Origin of the sequence: Acinetobacter sp. NEB 394, from assembly GCF_013374795.1 — a bacterium.
GTDB classification, from domain to species: domain Bacteria; phylum Pseudomonadota; class Gammaproteobacteria; order Pseudomonadales; family Moraxellaceae; genus Acinetobacter; species Acinetobacter johnsonii.
The window spans coordinates 1,739,988-1,762,025 of the sequence record NZ_CP055277.1 but is presented as its reverse complement, the minus strand read 5'-3'; the positions used below and the strand labels follow the sequence as shown (position 1 = coordinate 1,762,025).

The window sequence follows — 22,038 nt, the reverse complement described above, 5'->3', positions numbered from 1 at the left end:
AAAAACATCCAAAAAATCTTATAGATTGCACTATACTAGCAAATATTAGACTTGATCGATTTGTAAAACTGTTCTACAAAGCATCTTTATTACATTTTTATTTTTAAGTCTGAAGTTTTTGCGAGCAGGATGCTCATTTCAGGTCAGGATTTAGGTTACTACTTATGAGTGATTCTCAAAAAGAACACAATCAAACACATATGCTACTCACTATGGTGATGATTGTTCTTGAGACGATCTTTTCTCTTATTTTAAAACACGACCGCGTGGTTGCACTTCACTGTAAAAAGTTTGTTGAGCAAAATATTGCGATTAAAATAAATAGCTATCTGCCTTATTTTGACTTCTATATCACCTTTACCGCTCAAGGTGTTTTATTTGATGCCAAAGCACCTGAAAAACCGGTCGACCTAGATGTACGCACCACATTGATGGATTTAATTAAAATTTTCGTCTTTGGAAACCGTCGTAGTATTAAAACCATGCGTATTGATGGTGACATCACCTTAAAAGATGAGTTCCGAGATTTAATTTTACATTTTAGTGCACCTAAAGTTCTTGCCGATTGGAAAAATTGGTTAACTGAACCAACTGATCCACAAAATGTCGTTGCATCCAAAAAACGTATTGCACCTCTTTTAGAGAAAATTGAAGAACAACGTTCTAAAATCAACACTCTACAGGTTGAAGTGAAACAATACAAAAATCGTATTCGCCGTATCGAGCAACGTCAAAAACGTATAAATGTCACATTTTTTGTGTTTTCTATACTTTTGATTAGCTTATTGGTATATAATATTTGGCTTGCATAACTACATAATATTTCAAGCAAATTAAATACGTATAATCCCTATTAAAAAAACTTGACTATTTTAGTCAGGATTCTTAAAATCGGCACATCTAGTCTAATCATGTGTATCGAATCATGCGCTTAACAACTCGCGGACGCTACGCAGTGACTGCTCTACTTGATTTAGCTTTGCAGCCAACTGAACAAACGATCACGCTTGCAGAAATTGCAGCTCGTCAAACTATCTCTGTTGCTTATCTTGAGCAGTTATTTGCGAAATTAAAGCGCCACGGCTTAGTTTCTAGTATTCGTGGTGCCAACGGTGGTTACCATTTAGCTCTTCGCGCTGATGAAATCACAGTATTAGCAGTTATTGAAGCTGTAAACGAAACAGTTGATGCCACTCGCTGTGACCATAAAGGCAACTGCCAAAATGGCGCAATGTGCTTAACTCACGATTTATGGCAAGAACTCTCCCATCACATTGCCGACTATCTCGCTAAAATCACTCTTGCTGACCTTGTAGCACGTGACAACGTTCAAAAAGTTGCCATTCGCCAAAACACAGCACCTTCAGATTCAGCCCTTTTATCGGTAACAGGTATTTGACATGAAACGTCCAATTTATCTTGATTATGCAGCAACAACTCCTGTAGACCCGCAAGTCGCTGAACGCATGATGGAATGTCTGACATTTGACGGCACATTTGGCAACCCAGCATCTCGCTCTCATGCTTACGGTTGGCAGGCAGAAGAGAAAGTAGAATATGCACGTGAACAAGTTGCGAACTTGATCAAAGCAGATCCACGCGAAATCGTTTGGACTTCTGGTGCAACTGAATCAGATAACTTAGCCCTTAAAGGCGTAGCACAATTCTATGCGTCTAAAGGCAAGCACATTATTACAAGTAAAATTGAACACAAAGCTATTTTAGACACTTGCCGTGAGCTTGAGTCTGAAGGTTTTGAAATCACTTACCTTGAGCCACTTCCAAACACGGGCTTAATTACTCCTGAAATGGTTGAAGCAGCTATTCGTCCAGACACTATTCTTGTTTCACTTATGATGGTAAACAACGAAATTGGTTCTGTGACTGATGTTGCGGCAATTGGTGAAATTACTCGTGCACACAAGATCTTCTTCCATGTCGATGCGGCGCAAGCTGCAGGTAAAGTTGAAATTGACCTTTCAACCATGAAAGTTGACCTTATGAGCTTCTCTGCTCATAAAATTTATGGCCCTAAAGGTATTGGCGCACTCTATGTACGTCGTACTCCACGTGTTCGTTTAAAAGCGCAAATGCATGGTGGTGGTCATGAACGCGGTATGCGTTCTGGTACACTTGCAACACACCAAATCGTTGGTATGGGTGAAGCATTTGAACTTGCAGGTAAAAACTTAGCTTCTGAACAAGCACGCATTCGCGTACTTCGTGACAAGCTTTGGAATGGCTTACAAGACTTAGAACAAATTTTCTTAAACGGCCACCCAACACAAAACGTTGCAAACTTCTTAAACGTAAGTTTCAACTTCGTTGAGGGTGAATCGTTGATGATGTCGCTGAAAGACGCCGCTGTATCTTCGGGTTCAGCTTGTACTTCAGCAACATTAGAACCTTCTTATGTATTACGTGCACTAGGTTTGTCTGACGAACTTGCGCACAGCTCAATTCGTTTCAGTTTTGGTAAATACACCACTGAAGCAGACATTGACCATGTACTTACAGTGACGCGTTCTGCGGTCGAGAAACTTCGTGAACTTTCTCCACTTTGGGACATGTACAAAGACGGTATCGACCTTTCTACAGTTGAGTGGGCTGAACACTAATTTTTCCCTTTGAAGTCATCCACATACTGGATGGCTTCATTGAAAAATCAAGTTTTGACCCCATATTTAATATTAACGCTGACCCCGAGGTTTGGAGACGCATCATGGCTTATAGCGAAAAAGTAATTGACCATTACGAAAACCCTCGTAATGTAGGTGTATTAGACAAAAATGCTGAAAACGTAGGTACAGGTATGGTCGGAGCACCTGCATGTGGCGACGTTATGCGTTTACAGATTCAAGTAGATGACAACGGTGTGATTGAAGAAGCACGTTTCAAAACTTATGGTTGTGGTTCTGCTATTGCATCAAGTTCTTTAGTGACTGAATGGCTAAAAGGCAAAACTTTAGATCAAGCTCAAGCGATCAAAAACATTGATATCGCAACTGAACTTGCTCTTCCTCCAGTAAAAGTACACTGTTCTGTACTGGCTGAAGATGCTATTAAAGCTGCTGTTGAAGACTACCGCAGCAAAAAATCTAAAGCTTAATTGCTTCGCATTTTAAAGAAAGATTAGGGAGTTTTCATGATCAACTTAACTGAAAATGCTGCAACTCATATCAGCAATTATTTAAAAAATCGCGGTAAGGGTGAAGGTATTCGCGTTGGCGTGAAAACTTCAGGCTGTTCTGGTTTGGCTTATGTGCTTGAATTTGTCGATTCAATTGATGCACATGACACCACCTTTGAGCAGTTTGGGGTGAAAGTATTTGTAGACCCAAAAAGCTTGGTTTATCTCGATGGTATGGAGATGGACTACGTGAAAAATGGTTTAAACGAAGGCTTTGAGTTTAACAACCCAAACAAAAAAGGCGAATGTGGCTGTGGTGAATCTTTCACCGTATAACAGTTCATTAACTTGCTTTTCAACATTAAAACAGTGTGTATCACACTGTTTTAATTGCATTTACATAGAGTGTTTTTGCTTTCGCAATGACCCCCAATTTAGCGCGGAATCCCTCTCCTATGAATCATTTTGAGTTGTTTAACCTCCCAGTAGCACTCGATATTGATTTAGCAACCTTAAAATCAGAATTTTTAAAGTTGCAGCAACAATATCACCCAGATAAAGCTCTCGATAAAGATCAAGCCCTCATAAAATCAAGTGAGATCAATCAAGCATTTAAAGTTTTATCTCAGGTTGATAGCCGTGCAGGATATTTATTAGGATTAAAAAAACAAGATTATCATCTTGATCAATCCATCAATGATTTTGAATTTCTCCAGTCTGCCTTAGAAATCCGTGAACAACTTGATGAAGCACGTTCAGCAGATGAATTACAATCACTCAAATTAGACGTTCAACAATGGATTGATGGTTTAGTCCGCGAATTCAAAATTGATTTTGAAGAGGAAGATTGGGCTGAGGCACGTGATGATGTCCGCAAACTTCGCTTCTTTGTAAAAGTCATGCATGACATAGATAAAGCTGAAGATCGTTTTGAAGATGACGATAGCTTTGATTTAGATGATGAATTTTAACTTATTTTTAATTTTAGACGCTCAAAGGATGTAACACATGGCTCTCTTGCAAATTGCAGAACCAGGACAATCAAGTGCGCCACATGAACACCGTATTGCCATTGGTATCGACTTAGGTACAACTCACTCTCTAGTTGCAACCGTACTCTCAGGCAAGGCAAAAGTTTTGCATGATGAACAAGGTCGTGTCTTACTCCCATCGATCGCGCATTATGGTGTAAGCCAAACCCAATATGGCGACGAAGCAAAACCATTTTTGACTGCTGACCCTAAAAATACCATCGTTTCAGTCAAACGTTTTATGGGACGCTCTAAAGCCGACATTAAGTTTCAACACCCCTACACTTTAGTGGGTGAAGATAATCAAATGCCTGCTTTTGAAACTGCTCAGGGCCGCAAAACCCCTGTCGAAGTGTCCGCTGAAATCTTAAAGCAACTAAAAGATCGTGCTGAAGCAAGCTTAAAAAATGAAGTCAATGGTGCAGTGATTACTGTTCCTGCATACTTCGATGAGGCTCAGCGTCAAGCAACACGCGATGCCGCACAACTTGCGGGTTTAAACGTATTGCGTCTTTTAAATGAGCCTACTGCTGCTGCGGTTGCGTATGGTCTGGACCAAGAAACCAATCTTGCGCATGATCACAACTATGTGATTTATGACTTGGGTGGCGGTACCTTTGACGTTTCAATTTTACGCTTTTCACAAGGCGTGTTTGAAGTGTTAGCAACGGGTGGTCATACCGCATTAGGTGGTGATGACCTTGACCGTTTAATCGTAAAATGGGCGAAAAAAGAACTCAACATTGAGCAGTTCGATGACACTGAATATGCACACGTTTTAGTTGCTGCACGTAAAGCTAAAGAAGCTTTAACCGATGCAGAAAGCGTTCATTTACAAGTTCTAGAGCATAGCTTAACGCTTGATCGTGCGATATTTGAAAGCATTATCAAAGTTGCTTTAGATAAAACGATTAGTGTGTGCAAACGCGTCCTCCGTGATGCGAAGCTTGAACTCAACGACATTCAAAACGTGGTTTTGGTCGGTGGCTCAACTCGCTCTTATGCTGTACAAAACGCTGTACGCGATGTATTTGCTCAAGAGCCATTGTGTACCATCAACCCAGACGAAGTTGTTGCTATTGGTGCATCAATTACAGCCAATCAGTTGATTGGAAACACAGCCGATGGCGCATTACTGCTTGATGTAACTCCGCTTTCTCTCGGTCTAGAAACCATGGGCGGCTTGGTTGAGCGTCTTATTTCACGTAATACCGCAATCCCTGTCGCACGTCGCCAAGAATTCACCACCTACCAAGATGGCCAAACAGCGATGTTGATTCATGTGGTTCAAGGTGAGCGCGATTTGGTTGAGCATTGCCGTAGCTTAGGTCGTTTTGTGCTTCGTGGCATTCCACCAATGACTGCGGGTCAAGCGCGTATTGAAGTGACCTTCCAAGTGGATGCCGATGGCCTACTGACGGTTTCAGCTAAAGAAACAACCTCTGGCGTACATGCACAAATTGACATCAAACCATCATATGGTTTGGCTGATAGTGACATGGAACGCTTACTGCTTGATGGTTACAAGTTTGCTGAAGAAGATAAAAATCTTCGTCACTTACAAGAAACCAAAGTTGAAGCAAAACGCGAACTCGAAGCTTTAGAGCAAGCCCTAAAAGTGGATGCTCACCTGCTCACGAATGAACAACAAGTTGCATTAAATGCGGCCAAAACTTCATTAGAAGCAACACTTGAAACAACAGAAATCAAAGCAATTGAATCTGCTGTTGAACAGCTTAAAATACACAGTGATGCTTTTGCAGCAGCACGTATGAATCAGCATATCGATGCAGCGCTGAAAGGCACAAAACTCGACGACTGGTCAAACTCAAACTAATTTATAGGTAAAGACTATGCCACGTATTAAAGTTCTCCCACATGCGCAAATCTGCCCAGAAGGTGCTGAGTTTGAAGTTGAACAGAATGCGAATCTTTGTGAAAGCTTACTGAAAAATGGAATCAAGATTGAACATGCGTGCGATATGTCCGCTGCATGTACAACCTGTCACGTTGTGGTGCGTAAAGGCTTCGACAGCTTAGAAGAAATGAATGATGTTGAAGCCGATCTACTGGATCGTGCTTGGGGCTTAGAGCCGGACTCTCGTTTGTCTTGCCAAGTAAAGTTAGTGGATGAAGACTTAGAAGTTGAAATTCCTAAATACACAATTAACCACGCGTCTGAAAATCACTAATTTTTTTCAAAGCGTAAAAAAGCCACTCATTGTAGTGGCTTTTTTACGCTTCTTACTTTTGTATCTCACACCATCAAGTTAATGATATTCATTTTTTTGAACAGGCTCTATTACTTCATCTTCAAGATTGAGTTTGACGATACCTTGTGAATTGGTCATCTTTTGTTGGGTTTGAATGCGTTGAATCATTTTTTCTAAGACTTGAATCAACTGCGGATATTCAAAATTCTGCACTTCATCTAAGTTCAGCAGTAAATGAAACCCTTTATATTCATAATCAAACCAGCGTTGATAATCTGATTTTTGCGAGGTATATTTTTCAACGACTTGCCACGTCTTTACAGCGCCTTTAATCCCCTTAAGGAAAATTGGCGCTTTCGGTGCACAAAGATAATCATTTTTTACTAAATTATGTGTATCGTCCGAAATTAAGATTTCATCCACTTGCGCTGCACTTTGTAAGCGTGCAGCAAGGTTTGCATCACGACCAACAATGGTATAAGCCATACGGTGCGATGCGCCATAGTTCCCTACGTGGCAATACCCTGTAGAAATCCCCATACGAATATGCAATGGCGGATAACCCATTTTCACCCAACGTTCGCGCAGGATTTTCATTTGCTGACGCATCGCCATAGCCATTTCCAAACAGTTTTGAGCATCACGCTCCACACCTTCAGAATTAGGGTCACCAAAGAACACTAAAATTGCATCCCCCATGAATTTATCAACAGTACCTTCATATTGCTTCGCAATCTCGGTCATGTGTTTTAAATAATCATTGAGTAGGAATGCTAAATCATCCGGAATTAAGCTTTCAGAAAGCTCTGTAAAGCCCTGAATATCTGAAAAGAAAACTGTCAGTTTCTTACGCTTGTATTCAATTTTCGCTTCTGACTCACCCTTCATAATCGATTGCCACAACTGAACTGGCGCATAGCGACTCAGCTGATTGGCAAACTCCATATAACGGTTCATCTGATCAAAATAGTGATTTTTGCGGCGGTATATGTCTTGCATTTGGTTGCGCTGATAATAGCTACCCACGCCAAAATAAGTGGTGAGGCACAAAAAGCCCAATACGATCAGTTCGGTACTTGTAGCCTCGAAATACTCACCAAAACCAAAGACAAAAATAATCGAGATATAAAAGACAACCACCCCAATCAGGCTGGCCAAAGACACCATCAAAAAAGAAATTTTATTGCTAATAGCCGTGTAAAGCATAGCAAAAATGGTTAAAAATGTGAGTACGATACTGAGATGTACAGCGGCTAAAATGATCGCAGTAATGACAATATCAATAACAAACATTACACCGCGTCGCATCTTATTATTGAAGCGATAACCTAACCACCTTGAAAATGGGGGGGTGATCAATAATACAATGAGCAACAGCAGCGGCACGTAAATCTGATATTGAGTATCTGCCATCGTATAATGATAGACGATGGTTATTAAAGACAGCATGCCATATCCCATCGCACGATGGAAATACACAAATTGTTTGGGCTCTTTAGATAACCAATGATCTAATGGCACTGCTCGTTCCCCATTATGCGCACGATCAAATCATCCCTGATTTGATTTCTCACGTGTATTAGTCCATACGCCAATCGAATGGCATATCACCTTGGCCACGTAGTGCAAGCATTAAAGTTTGACGCATATGCGCAAGCACTTCATTGCTATAAGGAACAGCGGGAGTACCCCAAACTGGTTTTGGCCATGCGACGTCGTTTTGATAACGTACAACATGGTGAAAATGGAGCTGCGGAACCATATTACCTAAAGCAGCAACATTCATTTTGTCAGCACGGAATACACGAGCCAATTGGCTTGATAACCAGCTTGACTCACGTAAAAACTGTTCTTGGTCGGCTTGACTGAGTTCATATAACTCAGTGATGCCTGGCACGCGTGGAATTAAAATTAACCACGGAAATTGCATATCATTCATTAAGCGACATGTTGAAAGTGGAAAGTCGCCTACAAAAAACGTATCTTGAGCAAGTTGTGGATGCAAACTAAACATATCTTTATAAATGATGCAAATTAGAATAATGGCTAATACTATCACATCCAATCAGAGGTGAATATTGCAAGCAATGTGTTTCAACACAAATAAACCACGTTTTACTTTGAACTACATCACATTTATTACTTTAATAAATTTTATCAAAAAATCAAGTCTTTCTTTTTATAGCGCAAGTCCGCAAGAAAGACCTGATATCTGTATGAAATCACAGCAAATTAAAGCTAAATTTTAATGCAATTCTTTCAACAAACTTTCCAATAAGTCATTGATAAATTGAATCCGTTTTTCATATTCCTCTAGCATCACCATGACCTTTAAGCGCTGACCACCCTCCATCCTAAAAAAGGTCGGGTGTTTTTGCATCATCTGAATAATACTAATCGCCTGAACAGGAGTATCTGGTGAAAATTCAATCGCACCACCATTGGCAGCAATATCCACTTTGGTAATGCCCAGTGTTTCCGCTTTCAAACGCATCTGATGCACAGCAAAAAGCTGCTTCACAGGTTGTGGCGGTATCCCAAAACGGTCAATCAACTCCATACGAATGTTATCGAGCTTTTCCTGACTGTCCGTATTACTAATACGCTTATAGAACAATAAACGCTGATGGACATCTCCCAGATATTCATCTGGAATCAAGGCCGGCATATGTAAATTGATTTCTGCAGTCAGTGATAGCGGTGCATCGAAATTTGGGGTTTTGCCTTTTTGAATGGCTTTGGTCGCCTTTTCAAGCATCTCCATATATAAGCTATAGCCAATGGCTTGCATTGAACCACTTTGTTGCTCGCCAAGTAGCTCACCCGCTCCGCGAATTTCTAAGTCTTCCGTAGCTAACATAAAGCCCGCACCTAATGTCGATGCCCGCTGAATCGCATCCAGACGTTTTTCAGCATCGCCTTTCAACCCTTTGATGGATGGCACCAACAGATAAGCATAGGCTTGGTGATGCGAGCGCCCCACACGCCCACGGAGTTGATGCAACTGCGCTAAACCCAGCTTATCTGCCCGCTCAATTAAAATGGTATTGGCATTCGGAACATCAATCCCTGTTTCAATAATGGTTGAGCAGACCAGCACGTTATATTCTTTATGGTAGAACTGCTGCATCACTTGTTCTAACTCGCGTTCACGCATTTGACCATGTGCAACAGCCACACGTGCCTCAGGGACCAACTCTCGAAGACTCTCCGCTGCACGCTCAATGGTTTCGACCTCATTATGCAAGAAATAAACTTGGCCACCACGCAGTAACTCACGCAAGATGGCTTCTTTAACTGAATCACCCGTATGTTCTTGCACAAACGTTTTTACCGCTAAACGTCGTGCAGGTGGTGTAGCAATAATGGATAGATCACGCATGCCACTAAAGGCCATATTTAAAGTCCGTGGAATTGGAGTTGCAGTCAGAGTCAACATATCCACATCTGCACGCATTGCTTTAATCCGCTCTTTATCACGTACACCGAAGCGGTGTTCTTCATCCACAATCATCAGGCCCAAGTCTTTAAACTGGACACTTTCTTGTAGAATTTTATGCGTACCAATCACGATGTCGACTTTGCCCTCAGCTAAGTCTTCGATCGTTTTGGTATGTGATTTACTGCTGCCAAAACGCGATAAAACTTCGATACGAATAGGCCAGTCTGCAAAACGGTCTTTAAAAGACTCATAATGCTGTTGGGCCAGCAACGTCGTCGGCACCAAAACAGCCACTTGTTTGTTGTTCTGCACGGCTAAGAATGCTGCGCGCATCGCAACTTCGGTTTTACCAAAGCCCACATCACCACAGACCAAGCGATCCATCGGCTTAGCCAATTGCATATCATACAAAGTCGCTTCAATGGCATTGGCTTGATCGAGTGTTTCCTCATAGGCAAAGCCACTGGCAAACTGCATATATTGACCTTGATCCAACTCAAAACCAAAACCTGATTTGGCTTGACGACGGGCTTGGATATGCAATAACTCCGCTGCTACATCATGGATTTGCTCTAATGCTTTACGTTTTGCTTTGCTCCAAGCATCAGTACCCAGCTTATGCAAGGGTGCCAAGTCTGGGTCACCACCACTATAACGACTGATCAAATGTAAATTGGTGACAGGAACATAGACTTTGGCCGCATCGGCATAATCGAGCTGCAAGAACTCATAGTCTTGATCATCAATACTTAAAGTGACTAAGCCCGCATAACGTCCCACACCATAGTCGATATGCACCACCGGCGCACCCATACTCAGTTCAGTCAAACTTCGGATAAGAAACTCTTCCGAAACCTCTTGTTGGCGTTTACGACGACGCTGTACAACGCGATGCTCATACAACTGATTTTCAGAAATGATGCTAATGCTGTCTTTTAATACCAAGCCACGCTCTAATGGCGCACTGGTAATTGCAATGGCATGTAAGGATTTTTGAAATTCAGCAAAATTTTCGACATTAGGAATCTCTCCCAATGTTGCACGCAATGCATCTTTTAAAGTTTCACGACGCCCCGCACTTTCAGCAACCAGTAATACCGGATGGTTAGCAGCATCAATATACTGTTTAACCGCATGAAAAGGCTTTTCATTTTTAGGATCGACCGCTAAACGTGGTGGAAGTTCAGTGTTTAAATTGATCACACCTGCTTTTAGATCAAAAGCCTCAACTGATGCAATAATACGGGGAAAGGTATTGAGCTGTTCTAAAACTTGATTGGTCGAAATAAAAAGCTGGTTAGGGGCTAAAATTGGCTGATCAACATTATGGCGACGGTCTTCATAACGGCGATCGATTTCTTTCCAAAAACTATCTAAACCATCATCAACCTGCTTATCTGTAATGACAATGGAATGACTTGGTAAGTACGAAAGCAGTGTACTTTGGGTTTCCATCTGCGCTGCACTGAAAAATAGTGGGAAATAGAACTCAATCCCTGGCGATGCAATTCCTTCTAACACATCCTGATAAATTGGATTTTTCTTTGGATTTGCAGTCGGAAACATTTCTGCATAGCGATCACGAAATATGCTGCGTGCCTCTTTTAAAGGAAACTCTTTAGCTGGCAATACGGAAAACTGTTTTAAGTTTTGCGTAGTACGCTGCGTTTCAGGATCAAAAAATTTAAGGGTTTCAATTTCATCATCAAATAAATCTATGCGAATTGGTGCAGCTTGACCTGAAGCATAGATATCCATAATGCTACCCCGAACCGCAAATTCACCATGGTCATATACTGTGTCGACCAAATGATAACCTGCTTGAATCAAACGCTTCTTTTGCTGTTCCAATTCAAACTTTTGACCGACGTGAATATCAAAGTGTTCTCCCAAAACCCACGAATTCGGCGCTACACGCTGCGCCAAGGTCGAAGCCGAAATCAGTAAGACACCTGTTTGCGGCATATTGGATAAAATTGCGAGACGCTCAGACACAATATCTTGATGAGGAGATAAACGGTCATAAGGCAGAATTTCCCAGTCTGGAAAAATGGTCGGTCGAATACCGTAAAATTCAAATTCACTTTCGAGTTGTGCTAAGTGTTGATTATTTTTTGCCACAACTACAAAGAGCTTTTTATTTTGTGTACTTAACGTATGAATGAATAATGCAGCTGAAGAGCCGAGCAAATTTCCCAGCCAACGTTTTTCGCCTGCTTTTAGTTGTTGCACATTCAGTTGGGAGATTTCTTCTTGGAACATGGACATGGCTTTAGCGTTTAAAAACATGCGTCATATACTAGCATGATGTCCTCACACTGCATGTTATTTTTCACGACAACAACAACATCAATCTAGCGCTAAGTCCTTTTTACAACTCAAATTTATGGCTTTTAAAAGACTTATTTTTTGTCACGTATAAACTGGTAATAATAGTCATTGAGTAGCTTAATCATTCGCTTTAGTTCAGTTAAGTTTTCTAGATTATTACCTAAACGTGCGACAAATCGTTCATTGGCAATTTCCAAGTCGAGTTTCTCATTGATTAACATAGCACTATAAAAAAGTGCATTGAGGTCATCAAACTGACTAATTCTACGATTTGAAAAATAGACCAAACGCTCAGCATGTATGGCATTTAGCACAATACCTTCAATGATAAAGCCTTTTTCATCATCATATTCAATCTGATGCTGCTGCAAAAAAAGTTGTTCTGGCACATCTTTCTTTAATTTAAATAATTGGCTTAATTTACTCAGCATAGACATCTAATCATGGTTCTTCACTCAAGCTTATTGTAGTTCTAACTGCTACCTTTTGTTAGCGTGTATTGGCTTAAAAGTATAAAAGTAGCGCATTGACCACTTTTATACCTATATATAGTTATAAATGTCCTAGCTAAATTATGCTAAAGGTACAACCTTCGGCGTCACCTCAGCAGCCAAGTTTCAAATGAGAAAATGTGACCTAACGGTTCCCGAGTAAGTAACCCTTGCCCCAATACTACGCATGACTACATCCAAGAATAGGTGTTCATTGGCTTGAATATATTTGGTATTTAAGGCTGCAATACCATTAATAAATTGCTAAACGCAGCGGCATTGGATAAACATCATTGGTCGATTGAGATTTATTGACAAGGTCATTTGGATGAATAACCTCGTATTTACCTTAAAAATGGAATAGATGCTCCAATACAAGACTGGCCAGCCAGCACTTCGTTGCTATTTATATTAATTGAAGTGCCCGCTCCACCTTGATAGACATCTATGGTTAGATGCAAGGGAAAAGCGTGTGACCAACTTTCAGGTGGTTGGATCAATTGTTCACATGCCACTGCAATGGCCTACATAATTTCAGGAGAGATTTTGCCAAATGTGCAGTTAATTTATACCGACTCTATTTTCACTTGTGCCAAAGCAAGCAGAAAATGCCATTGAATTCCTATTTTCTAATTAGAAATTTGAAAATTTTCCAATGCACTCAAAGTATGAATACCCTAAGAAAATTAGTTCAATGGTGAAATATTCGTCTTTTTCACCGATTTAATGACTGTAAATACATTTCATAAATGAAACACTTTATATGTAAATACACCTGTTTTGTAGGTAATGTAATTTTTCGTAAGCAATAAAAAATCATAAATTATAACTAGCCCGCTGATTTTACGAAATAAATGCTTAGAATTGCATTCACCTTATAAAAAAGAATAATAATTGACCAATAAACAGCATATTTTCAACAACTTATTGTTTAATTTTAAAAAACAATTAATAATTACACAAAATATACAAAAACACCTCACAACTGTTACAGAGTGTAATTTTATTTTTATGCTTGAATCGCCGTCTCAAACAAAGCGATTAAAAAATCTCCCAAGTCGGATTTTGCCAAGGAATGCCTATGAGTCAAATTAACCCCACCCTCGTCACATTTTTAGTTTATATCATTGCCATGGTTGGCATCGGTTTGTATGCGTACAAGTCCACAAACAACTTTGATGATTACATCTTAGGTGGTCGTAGTTTAGGAAGTGTGGTTACTGCGCTTTCTGCAGGTGCATCAGACATGAGTGGCTGGTTACTGATGGGCTTACCGGGTGCAATTTATTTGTCTGGTTTGTCTGAAGCGTGGATTGCCGTAGGTCTAATCGTTGGTGCATGGCTCAACTGGTTATTGGTTGCAGGACGTTTACGTGTGCATACTGAAGTCCAAAACAATGCCCTCACCCTGCCTGATTATTTCACAGGTCGTTTCGCAGATCGTAAACGTATCTTGCGTATGATCTCAGCTGTCGTTATTTTAGTATTCTTCGCCATTTACTGTGCTTCAGGTATGGTCGCAGGCGCACGTCTATTTGAAAGTATCTTTGGTTGGAACTACACCACTGCACTGTGGATTAGCGCAATTGCAACCATCAGCTATGTATGTATCGGCGGCTTCCTTGCAATTAGCTGGACAGACACCTTCCAAGCAGGTCTAATGATTTTTGCTCTGCTGCTTACCCCAATCATGACTTACCTTGCGATTGATGGTAATGCTGCACAGTTCACAGTCTTACTTGAAACGGCTCGCCCACAAGCATTGCATATTGTTTCTGAACTCAGCACTGTTGCCATCCTGTCATCATTGGCATGGGGCTTAGGCTATTTTGGTCAGCCACACATTTTAGTGCGCTTCATGGCTGCGGATTCTGTGAAAACGATTCCTGCTGCGCGTCGCATTGGTATGACATGGATGATTTTATGTCTAGGTGGTGCAGTAGGTGCTGGTTTTATTGCCATCGCGTACTTCCAACAACACCCTGAACTAGCGGCTGTGGTTTCTCAAAACCCTGAAACTGTGTTCATGGAACTGACTAAACTCTTATTCAACCCTTGGATTGCGGGTATCATTTTAGCTGCAATTTTAGCTGCAGTGATGAGTACATTAAGCTGTCAGTTACTGGTTTGTTCTACAACATTGACAGAAGACATGTACAAAGCCTTCATCCGTAAAACCGCTTCTCAAAAAGAATTGGTTTGGGTGGGTCGCTTCATGGTTATTGCTGTTGCTGTTCTTGCAATTTGTTTAGCAAGCAACCCTGACAGTAAAGTTCTAGGCCTTGTAGCTTATGCATGGGCAGGCTTTGGTGCGGCATTTGGTCCACTGATTATCTTGTCTTTGTTCTGGAAGCGCATGACCTTGAATGGTGCTATTGCAGGTATTATTGTTGGCGCGGTAACCGTGATTGTGTGGAAAAATGCATTAGGACACTTAGGTCTATATGAAATTATTCCAGGCTTCATCTTTTCTTGGATCAGCATTGTAGTAGTAAGCTTAATGGGTAAAGCCCCTGAAGCTGAAGTGGTACAACGCTTTGAACAAGCAGACAGCATGTACAAACAAGCCATGGCTGAAATGAAAGAAGAATCTACACAACGTTAATTGAACGTGTAGACCAACAAAAAAAGGGGCTTTTAAGCCCCTTTTTTGCATCTCATGCACTCAATTATTTCGACAATGGTTTGTATTTAAGCTGAATACGTGAGCTTTCTTTGATAACTTCCATCACAGGATAACTGCGCGTTTCTTTAACGCCCGGCAGTTGCCACAAGACTTGGCCTGAGATTTTTCGGAACTCATCCATACTGGCACAACGAATCTTCACCACAAAATCGAAGCCCCCACTGGTCATATGACATTCCACAATTTCATCATGCTGTAGTACGGCATGGCGAAAATCTTCCAAGACATGTGGCGTGGTTTTATCCAAAAGTATCTCCACAAAAACCACAAAACTGGCATTCAGCATATTTGGATTTAAGCGTGCTTCATAACTCAGAATAAAGCCTTCCTTGGTTAATTTTTGCACCCGCGCCAAAGCAGCCGTCGCTGATAAGTTCACTTCTTCGGCAAGTTTAATATTCGATATTTTTCCATCTCTTTGAAGAATATCTAATATTTTGATATCTGTTCGGTCCAAGCTAAAAATTGGGCTCGTCATCTGAATTAATCTCTAAATAGCATACAAATTATAGTGAGTTATTCGGCATTCTTTCTGTAATCATAAATTAATTACTATAGATCTCTCAACACATTATTGTATGCACAGGATGTAGGCATGAATATGATGGAAAGCAATACGCATTTCAACGACACTCAAACTCAATTTGAATATATTACCGAATTCAAAGAAAAAAGTGAGCTTGAAGTTGAAATCAATACCGCTTGGCGACGTGCCGAAACTGACTGTGTTCAAAACTTATTAGACCACAGCAAAATCTCTGACGAGATGAATCAACGCATTCATGAACTTGCGTTTGATTTGGCTCATACTTTACGTGAACGTAAAAGCGGCAGCGGTAAAGCAGGTATTGTACAGGGGCTCTTACAAGAATTTGCACTGTCTTCTCAAGAAGGCATCGCGCTGATGTGTTTAGCTGAAGCATTGCTTCGTATTCCAGATATGGCGACACGTGACCTATTGATTAAAGACAAAATCAACCAAGGCAACTGGAAAGAACACGTTGGTCAAAGTAACTTGATGTTTGTCAATGCGGCAGCATGGGGTCTCATGTTGACTGGCAAGCTGATGGAAACGCCAAAGCAAAATAGCTTATCAGGCACTTTAACAGGCTTATTGGCACGTAGTGGTCGTGGCATCATCCGTAAAGCGGTTGATGTAGCTATGCGTATGATGGGCGAACAGTTTGTGACTGGCGAGACCATTGCTGAAGCATTACAACACGCTGAACGTCTTGAAGAAAAAGGCTTCCGCTATTCATACGACATGCTGGGTGAAGCAGCACTGACCGATCGTGATGCTGATCGTTATATGAAAGACTATACCGATGCCATTCATGCCATTGGTCAAGCGTCAAAAGACAAAGATGTTTACGATGGTCCAGGTATTTCAATTAAATTATCTGCTCTACACCCTCGCTACCAACGTGCACAAGTTGCACGTATGCATGAAGAGTTGTACGGCAAAGTCTTTACCCTTGCTAAATTAGCACGCGGCTACAACATCGGTTTAAATATCGATGCAGAAGAATCTGAGCGTTTAGAAATTTCTTTAGAAATGCTTGAACGCCTATGCTTTGAACCAGAACTCAAAGACTGGAAAGGCATTGGTTTCGTTATCCAAGCATATCAAAAACGTTGTTTCTACGTGGTTGACTACATCGTAGACTTGGCTAAACGTAGCGAAAAACGCTTAATGATCCGTTTAGTGAAAGGCGCGTACTGGGACAGCGAAATTAAGAAAGCGCAAATTGAAGGAATGACTGACTACCCTGTATTTACTCGTAAAGTACATACAGACTTGTCGTATATCGCATGTGCAAAAAAATTATTGGCTGCACCAGAACAAATCTACCCACAGTTTGCAACGCACAATGCGCAAACCTTGGCGACCATTTATGAAATGGCCAACCCAGAGAAATACTACGTGGGTCAGTACGAGTTCCAATGCTTACACGGCATGGGCGAGCCACTGTATGAACAAGTGGTCGGTGAAAAGCAAGATAAAAAGTTGGGTGTACCGTGCCGTATTTATGCGCCAGTGGGCAATCATGAAACACTATTGGCTTACCTTGTACGTCGTTTACTTGAAAATGGTGCAAACACCTCTTTTGTAAACCGTATTGCAGATAAGTCACTCGCAATTGATGATTTGATTGAAAACCCAACTCAAACCATTTTAAGCAGTGCAAAACGTGAAAATATCGTGGGTCAAAAGCACCTTTCGATTCCACTTCCTGCTGAGCTTTATGGGCAGCTACGTGCAAACTCTAAAGGTTTAGACCTTGCAAATGACTCTGCATTAGTTCAGTTGAACCAAACAGCTCAACAGTTTGCTAAGCATCAATGGTCTGCTGCACCAATGGGTGAGCACATCCAGACCAATGACGCCGTTGCTCCGCAAAGCATTATCAACCCAGCACGTCACACAGATGTTGTCGGTTATGTACAAGAAGCAACAACTGAACAAGTTGAGCAAGCATTAAACAATGCACAGGCTGTTCAAGACATTTGGGCACGTACGGCTAAAGACACCCGTGCAAGTTACCTACTTCGCGCTGCTGACTTAATGGAAGCTCGCTTAGAAGAACTGATGGTTTTACTTTGTCGTGAAAGTGGTAAAACGTATGCCAATGCCATTGCAGAAGTTCGTGAAGCTGTAGATTTCTTACGCTACTACGCAACGCAAATGATAGATCTTGATGCAAACGCTGAAGTTGAGCCTTTAGGCACGATGCTGTGTATTAGCCCATGGAACTTCCCTTTGGCTATCTTCACAGGTCAAGTCGCTGCTGCATTGGTTGCTGGTAATACCGTGATTGCTAAACCAGCTGAACAAACGCCATTGATTGCAGCGCAAGCAATTCAAATCTTATGGCAAGCAGGTGTGCCTCAAGCTGCTGTACAGCTAATGCCAGGTCGCGGTGAAACTGTGGGGGCACAACTCAGTGCAGCCGAGCAAGTTCAAGGCATCATGTTCACAGGTTCTACTGAAGTTGCCAAGATTTTACAAAAAACTGTAGCGAAGCGTTTGAGCAAAAATGGTGAAAGCATTCCACTGATTGCTGAAACAGGCGGTCAAAATGCCATGATCGTTGACTCTTCGGCACTGACTGAACAAGTTGTACTTGATGTCGTCAGTTCAGCTTATGACAGCGCAGGTCAACGTTGTTCTGCTCTTCGCGTACTGTGTGTACAAGAAGACAATGCCGATGCTGTGATTCAAATGCTTAAAGGCGCAATGCAGCAACTTCAAGTGGGCAACCCATATCTACTTAAAACAGATATTGGCCCTGTGATTGATGCTGAAGCGCAAGAAAACATTCAAAAGCACATCGACAAAATGCGCCAAAAAGGTCATCGCGTACATCAGTTAATGCGTAATGATGCTCAAGACACTGAGATAAATGCAGGCACGTTCATTACACCAACATTAATTGAACTGCCAAATCTAAATGATTTAGAACGCGAAGTGTTTGGTCCTGTGCTGCACGTGATTCGCTTTAACCAAGGTTCACTCAAACAGTTACTTGAGCACATCAACAGCAAAGGCTATGGCCTGACGATGGGTCTACATACTCGTATTGATGAAACCATTCAAACTGTAATGACCCATGCTGAAGTAGGTAACCTCTACATCAACCGTAACATAGTGGGCGCAGTAGTCGGTGTACAACCTTTTGGTGGCGAAGGTTTATCAGGTACAGGCCCTAAAGCAGGTGGTCCAATTTATCTATATCGCCTAATGCAAAGCTGTTCTGCGAAAAAGTTAAACAAACCTTTTGCAACAGGTGCTGATTTGAACCCTCAAGTCGAGTTCAGCAACTCTGCATTGTTCCTTGAGTGGGCAGCTAAAACCTTCCCAGCAGTGAAATTGGCAAAAATTGAGAATTTCTGTTCAGGTCATCATTACGAGCTGCAAGGTCCAACAGGTGAAAGCAACCAATACATGGTGATTCCACGTCATGCAGTGTTGTCATTAGCTGAACAAGAAGCGGATCAGCTACAACAGTTGAATGCGATTTTTGCAGTCGGTAGCCGTCCAGCAGTGCTTGCAGATAACAGCTTTGTGTTAAAACACATGCCAAGCATGCCTAAAGCATTGGCTCAAGCTTTTCATGTCATCAAAGACATCAAAACTGATGCTTTTGATGCAGTATTACATCATGGTACAACGGCGCAGCTTTTAGCTCTGCAACAGCAGATTGCTGAGCGTCAAGGTGCGATTGTAGGTATTACCCACCTTAGCCCATCACAAACGGCCATTCCTTTGGAACGTTTTGTGATTGAGCGCGCGATCAGTGTTAACACTGCAGCTGCTGGTGGTAATGCAAGTCTCATGACTTTGAACTAAGCCCAATTTAAACCTGTAGTCCTCATCGGGACAGCAGGTTTAATACTGTGTTTCCTCTATTGCCAAGTCAACATCTCCTGGTCTGTTTACTTGGCATTTTTTATGCGACTCGGTTTGGCTTAATCTGCTCGATAATTTCCGATATAGCAAAGTATCAAACCATCTGTAACATGAATAAACCCCACGCTTTTGCTGAATATCTTTAGGCTAATTCGACAAACTTTGTTACCATCTCTTTTTTCAATATGTTTGCGATTTTTACTGCATATGACTTCTTCTTATCAACAACAACTTGACGCCAAAATTGAACGAATTACAGTTCAATTTGCTGAATTCGCTCCACCTTCGCTTGAAGTTTTTCAATCTCCTGAAAAAAACTTTCGCATGCGTGCAGAATTCCGTATTTGGCATACCGAAGATGATATGTTTTATGCCATGTTTGAACGCGATGAAGACAATCAGAAAAAAGTCATCCGTATTGACGACTTCCCAATCGCTGATGCCAGTATTAATCAGCTCATGCCTGTTTTATTGGCAGAATTGAAAAGCAATGATCTCCTCTCAAAACGCCTATTTGAAGTGCATTTCTTAGCAACCTTAAAGGGTGAAATGCTGGTTTCACTGATTTATCGCTGCCCACTCGATGAACAATGGCAGGTTTTAGCCAAACAACTTTCAGAAAAATTAAATATTAAGTTGATTGGCCGTAGCCGTGGTCAAAAAGTGGTACTCACCGATGAATTTGTGGTGGAAGAACTACAAGTTTTTGAGCGCAAATATCAGTACAAACAAATTGAAAGCAGCTTTACGCAGCCCAATGCGCAAGTCTGCCAAAAAATGCTCGAATGGGCCTGTAATGCTGCACAGCAGTCGAACAAAGATTTGTTAGAACTTTACTGCGGCAATGGTAACTTTACCCTACCGCTCTCAACCCGTTTCAACCGTGTCTTAGCCACTGAACTGGCTAAGTCTTCGGTGTATGCAGCACAGTGGAACATCGAACAAAACCACATCGATAATATTCAAGTCGCGCGTTTATCGGCAGAAGACTTCACACAAGCCTATAACGGCGAACGCGAATTCCGTCGCTTACAAGAAGCAAATATCGATATGAGCAGCTATGAGTTCGATACCGTGTTTGTTGACCCACCGCGTGCGGGCATTGATGGTCAAACCTTAAAATTGATTCAGCGTTTTGAACGGATTATCTATATTTCGTGTAATCCTGATACCTTGCATGACAACTTAAAAACACTCAGCCAAACCCATAAAATTTCACAGTTTGCGCTGTTTGACCAATTCCCCTACACCCATCACGTCGAGTCTGGGGTATTGCTGGAAAAAATTTAAACAATTTGTTGCAACTTAAACCGTATAAAAAAGAAGCTTGAATGAGCTTCTTTTTTAATTTTCATGAAAAAAGATAAGCTTATATAAAATGCAAGTATTTCAACTGTCATAATAACGTTAATACCTTGCGCTATAATCGGAATTTTTCGACATCGATCGCTGCTTTTATCTCTCACGCTGACTTGCATTATTTTACAGATTGGTTATATTTCACCCTATGTTAGGTTGTAAATGAAGTCTATATGAGTTTTTGGCAAAAGCTGTTTTCAAATGAACAGCAAAACGAGCATAAAAATCAAATTGCTTGTGTTGAAAATGACTGCTCTCGTAAAACCAATGAACAGCTCATCGAAAAGCTTAAAACAGCGACCGATGAAGACGTGATTGTTGGGATTAAAAAGGTATTAGCTTCTCGTGGCTATGGCCGTAAGGAGTTAAATGAACTTCAGCATCGACCTCTACAGTAGTAGAGTCACTGAATATTCATCAAAAGGCACTTAGATCAATCTAAGTGCCTTTTTTAATGGCTGTACATCACTCTGCCTATAAAAAAACCAAAGCATGTGAAACATAGTACACTTTGCACGTTTAAATATTATACAAAGTCTAATTTTTTTGTTACCTTACAGGCTCAATATAAAAATCAATAATGTTTGAAAATTAAAGGTTTAAGCAATGAAAAAACTACTCATAATCAGCACATGTATTACCCTTTTATCTTTAACAGCATGTAGCAAGATGCCGAAAGCTTGTGTTGAGTCTTGGGAAAAAATGGAAAAACTTGCCGAGCAGATGGGTTTACCTGAAGAACAACTCAAAGAACAAAAAAAGAAATTTGAAGAAGACGTGAAAGCGATGAACACTGAAGAAGCAACACGCATGTGCAGTACCCAAAACTCACTTTTAGGTCTAGTGGATCAATAAATACTACTTCATCTTAAAAGAGGATGCTTGCATCCTCTTTTAATGCGATCACAAAAGCTAGATACTCCTTTCCAATCGGTCCCTTTTAT

The 22,038-nt window shown here is 41.1% G+C and carries 18 protein-coding genes and 1 pseudogene; 13 read left to right on the top strand and 6 right to left on the bottom strand.

The features are described from left to right. Positions 1-164 precede the first annotated feature (164 nt). The 8 genes from HUK62_RS08385 to fdx all read left to right on the top strand — a co-directional run bounded on the left by HUK62_RS08385 (position 165) and on the right by fdx (position 6,353). Positions 165-812 (top strand): hypothetical protein, encoded by a 648-nt coding sequence (locus HUK62_RS08385; protein WP_087013627.1) that lies wholly within the window; start codon positions 165-167, stop codon positions 810-812. Positions 813-925: 113 nt separating this feature from the next. After that, entirely contained in the window at positions 926-1,399 is a 474-nt protein-coding gene (locus HUK62_RS08380) for an Rrf2 family transcriptional regulator (RefSeq protein ID WP_176537610.1), read from the top strand. 1 nt (position 1,400) lies between these two features. Then, positions 1,401-2,618 carry an IscS subfamily cysteine desulfurase gene (locus tag HUK62_RS08375; protein WP_176537609.1) on the top strand — a complete coding sequence of 406 codons (1,218 nt, stop codon included), beginning with the start codon at positions 1,401-1,403 and terminating at the stop codon, positions 2,616-2,618. A gap of 104 nt (positions 2,619-2,722) precedes the next feature. Further along, the gene (iscU, locus tag HUK62_RS08370) at positions 2,723-3,109 is read left to right on the top strand and encodes a Fe-S cluster assembly scaffold IscU (RefSeq protein ID WP_004697007.1); all 387 of its coding nucleotides are present in this window, start codon (positions 2,723-2,725) and stop codon (positions 3,107-3,109) included. A gap of 36 nt (positions 3,110-3,145) precedes the next feature. Next, positions 3,146-3,466, top strand: coding sequence for an iron-sulfur cluster assembly protein IscA (gene iscA, locus HUK62_RS08365; protein WP_004697006.1), 321 nt, complete (start codon positions 3,146-3,148; stop codon positions 3,464-3,466). A gap of 119 nt (positions 3,467-3,585) precedes the next feature. Then, positions 3,586-4,101 (top strand): Fe-S protein assembly co-chaperone HscB, encoded by a 516-nt coding sequence (gene hscB / locus HUK62_RS08360; protein WP_004697004.1) that lies wholly within the window; start codon positions 3,586-3,588, stop codon positions 4,099-4,101. 37 nt (positions 4,102-4,138) lie between these two features. After that, positions 4,139-5,998 (top strand): Fe-S protein assembly chaperone HscA, encoded by a 1,860-nt coding sequence (gene hscA, locus HUK62_RS08355; protein ID WP_176537608.1) that lies wholly within the window; start codon positions 4,139-4,141, stop codon positions 5,996-5,998. A gap of 16 nt (positions 5,999-6,014) precedes the next feature. Next, a complete protein-coding gene (gene fdx / locus HUK62_RS08350) occupies positions 6,015-6,353 on the top strand; it encodes an ISC system 2Fe-2S type ferredoxin (protein WP_004697000.1) in 339 nt (112 codons plus the stop codon). 78 nt (positions 6,354-6,431) lie between these two features. Here the strand turns inward: fdx and HUK62_RS08345 are convergent, their stop codons facing one another. From HUK62_RS08345 to HUK62_RS19275, 5 genes and pseudogenes are all read right to left on the bottom strand, one after another. Then, the gene (locus tag HUK62_RS08345; protein WP_058869684.1) at positions 6,432-7,895 is read right to left on the bottom strand and encodes an adenylate/guanylate cyclase domain-containing protein; all 1,464 of its coding nucleotides are present in this window, start codon (positions 7,893-7,895) and stop codon (positions 6,432-6,434) included. A 58-nt stretch (positions 7,896-7,953) separates the two neighbouring features. Then, positions 7,954-8,388 carry an HIT family protein gene (locus tag HUK62_RS08340; protein WP_004696995.1) on the bottom strand — a complete coding sequence of 145 codons (435 nt, stop codon included), beginning with the start codon at positions 8,386-8,388 and terminating at the stop codon, positions 7,954-7,956. A 231-nt stretch (positions 8,389-8,619) separates the two neighbouring features. Continuing rightward, positions 8,620-12,078: a transcription-repair coupling factor gene (gene mfd / locus HUK62_RS08335; RefSeq protein WP_176538463.1), complete on the bottom strand. Its 3,459-nt coding sequence runs from the start codon at positions 12,076-12,078 to the stop codon at positions 8,620-8,622. Between the two features lie 140 nt (positions 12,079-12,218). Further along, on the bottom strand, positions 12,219-12,584 hold the full coding sequence (locus HUK62_RS08330; RefSeq protein ID WP_176537607.1) for a hypothetical protein: 366 nt from the start codon (positions 12,582-12,584) through the stop codon (positions 12,219-12,221). 310 nt (positions 12,585-12,894) lie between these two features. Continuing rightward, positions 12,895-13,315 (bottom strand): annotated as a pseudogene (locus HUK62_RS19275) (lyase family protein); the annotation flags it as partial. Positions 13,316-13,719: 404 nt separating this feature from the next. Here HUK62_RS19275 and putP point away from each other — a divergent pair. Next, positions 13,720-15,243 carry a sodium/proline symporter PutP gene (gene putP / locus HUK62_RS08325; protein ID WP_176537606.1) on the top strand — a complete coding sequence of 508 codons (1,524 nt, stop codon included), beginning with the start codon at positions 13,720-13,722 and terminating at the stop codon, positions 15,241-15,243. A gap of 64 nt (positions 15,244-15,307) precedes the next feature. On the opposite strand, the gene HUK62_RS08320 is transcribed toward putP, so the two are convergent. Further along, positions 15,308-15,802: an Lrp/AsnC ligand binding domain-containing protein gene (locus HUK62_RS08320; RefSeq protein ID WP_004696989.1), complete on the bottom strand. Its 495-nt coding sequence runs from the start codon at positions 15,800-15,802 to the stop codon at positions 15,308-15,310. Between the two features lie 117 nt (positions 15,803-15,919). On the opposite strand from HUK62_RS08320, the gene putA reads away from it, so the two are divergent. The 4 genes from putA to HUK62_RS08300 all read left to right on the top strand — a co-directional run bounded on the left by putA (position 15,920) and on the right by HUK62_RS08300 (position 21,949). Then, positions 15,920-19,675: a trifunctional transcriptional regulator/proline dehydrogenase/L-glutamate gamma-semialdehyde dehydrogenase gene (gene putA / locus HUK62_RS08315; RefSeq protein WP_176537605.1), complete on the top strand. Its 3,756-nt coding sequence runs from the start codon at positions 15,920-15,922 to the stop codon at positions 19,673-19,675. Between the two features lie 267 nt (positions 19,676-19,942). Beyond that, positions 19,943-21,025, top strand: a complete 1,083-nt coding sequence (trmA, locus tag HUK62_RS08310; RefSeq protein WP_176537604.1) for a tRNA (uridine(54)-C5)-methyltransferase TrmA — start codon at positions 19,943-19,945, stop codon at positions 21,023-21,025. A 242-nt stretch (positions 21,026-21,267) separates the two neighbouring features. Continuing rightward, entirely contained in the window at positions 21,268-21,492 is a 225-nt protein-coding gene (locus HUK62_RS08305) for a hypothetical protein (protein ID WP_176537603.1), read from the top strand. Positions 21,493-21,700: 208 nt separating this feature from the next. Beyond that, the gene (locus tag HUK62_RS08300; RefSeq protein WP_004696981.1) at positions 21,701-21,949 is read left to right on the top strand and encodes a hypothetical protein; all 249 of its coding nucleotides are present in this window, start codon (positions 21,701-21,703) and stop codon (positions 21,947-21,949) included. The last annotated feature ends 89 nt before the right edge of the window (positions 21,950-22,038 follow it).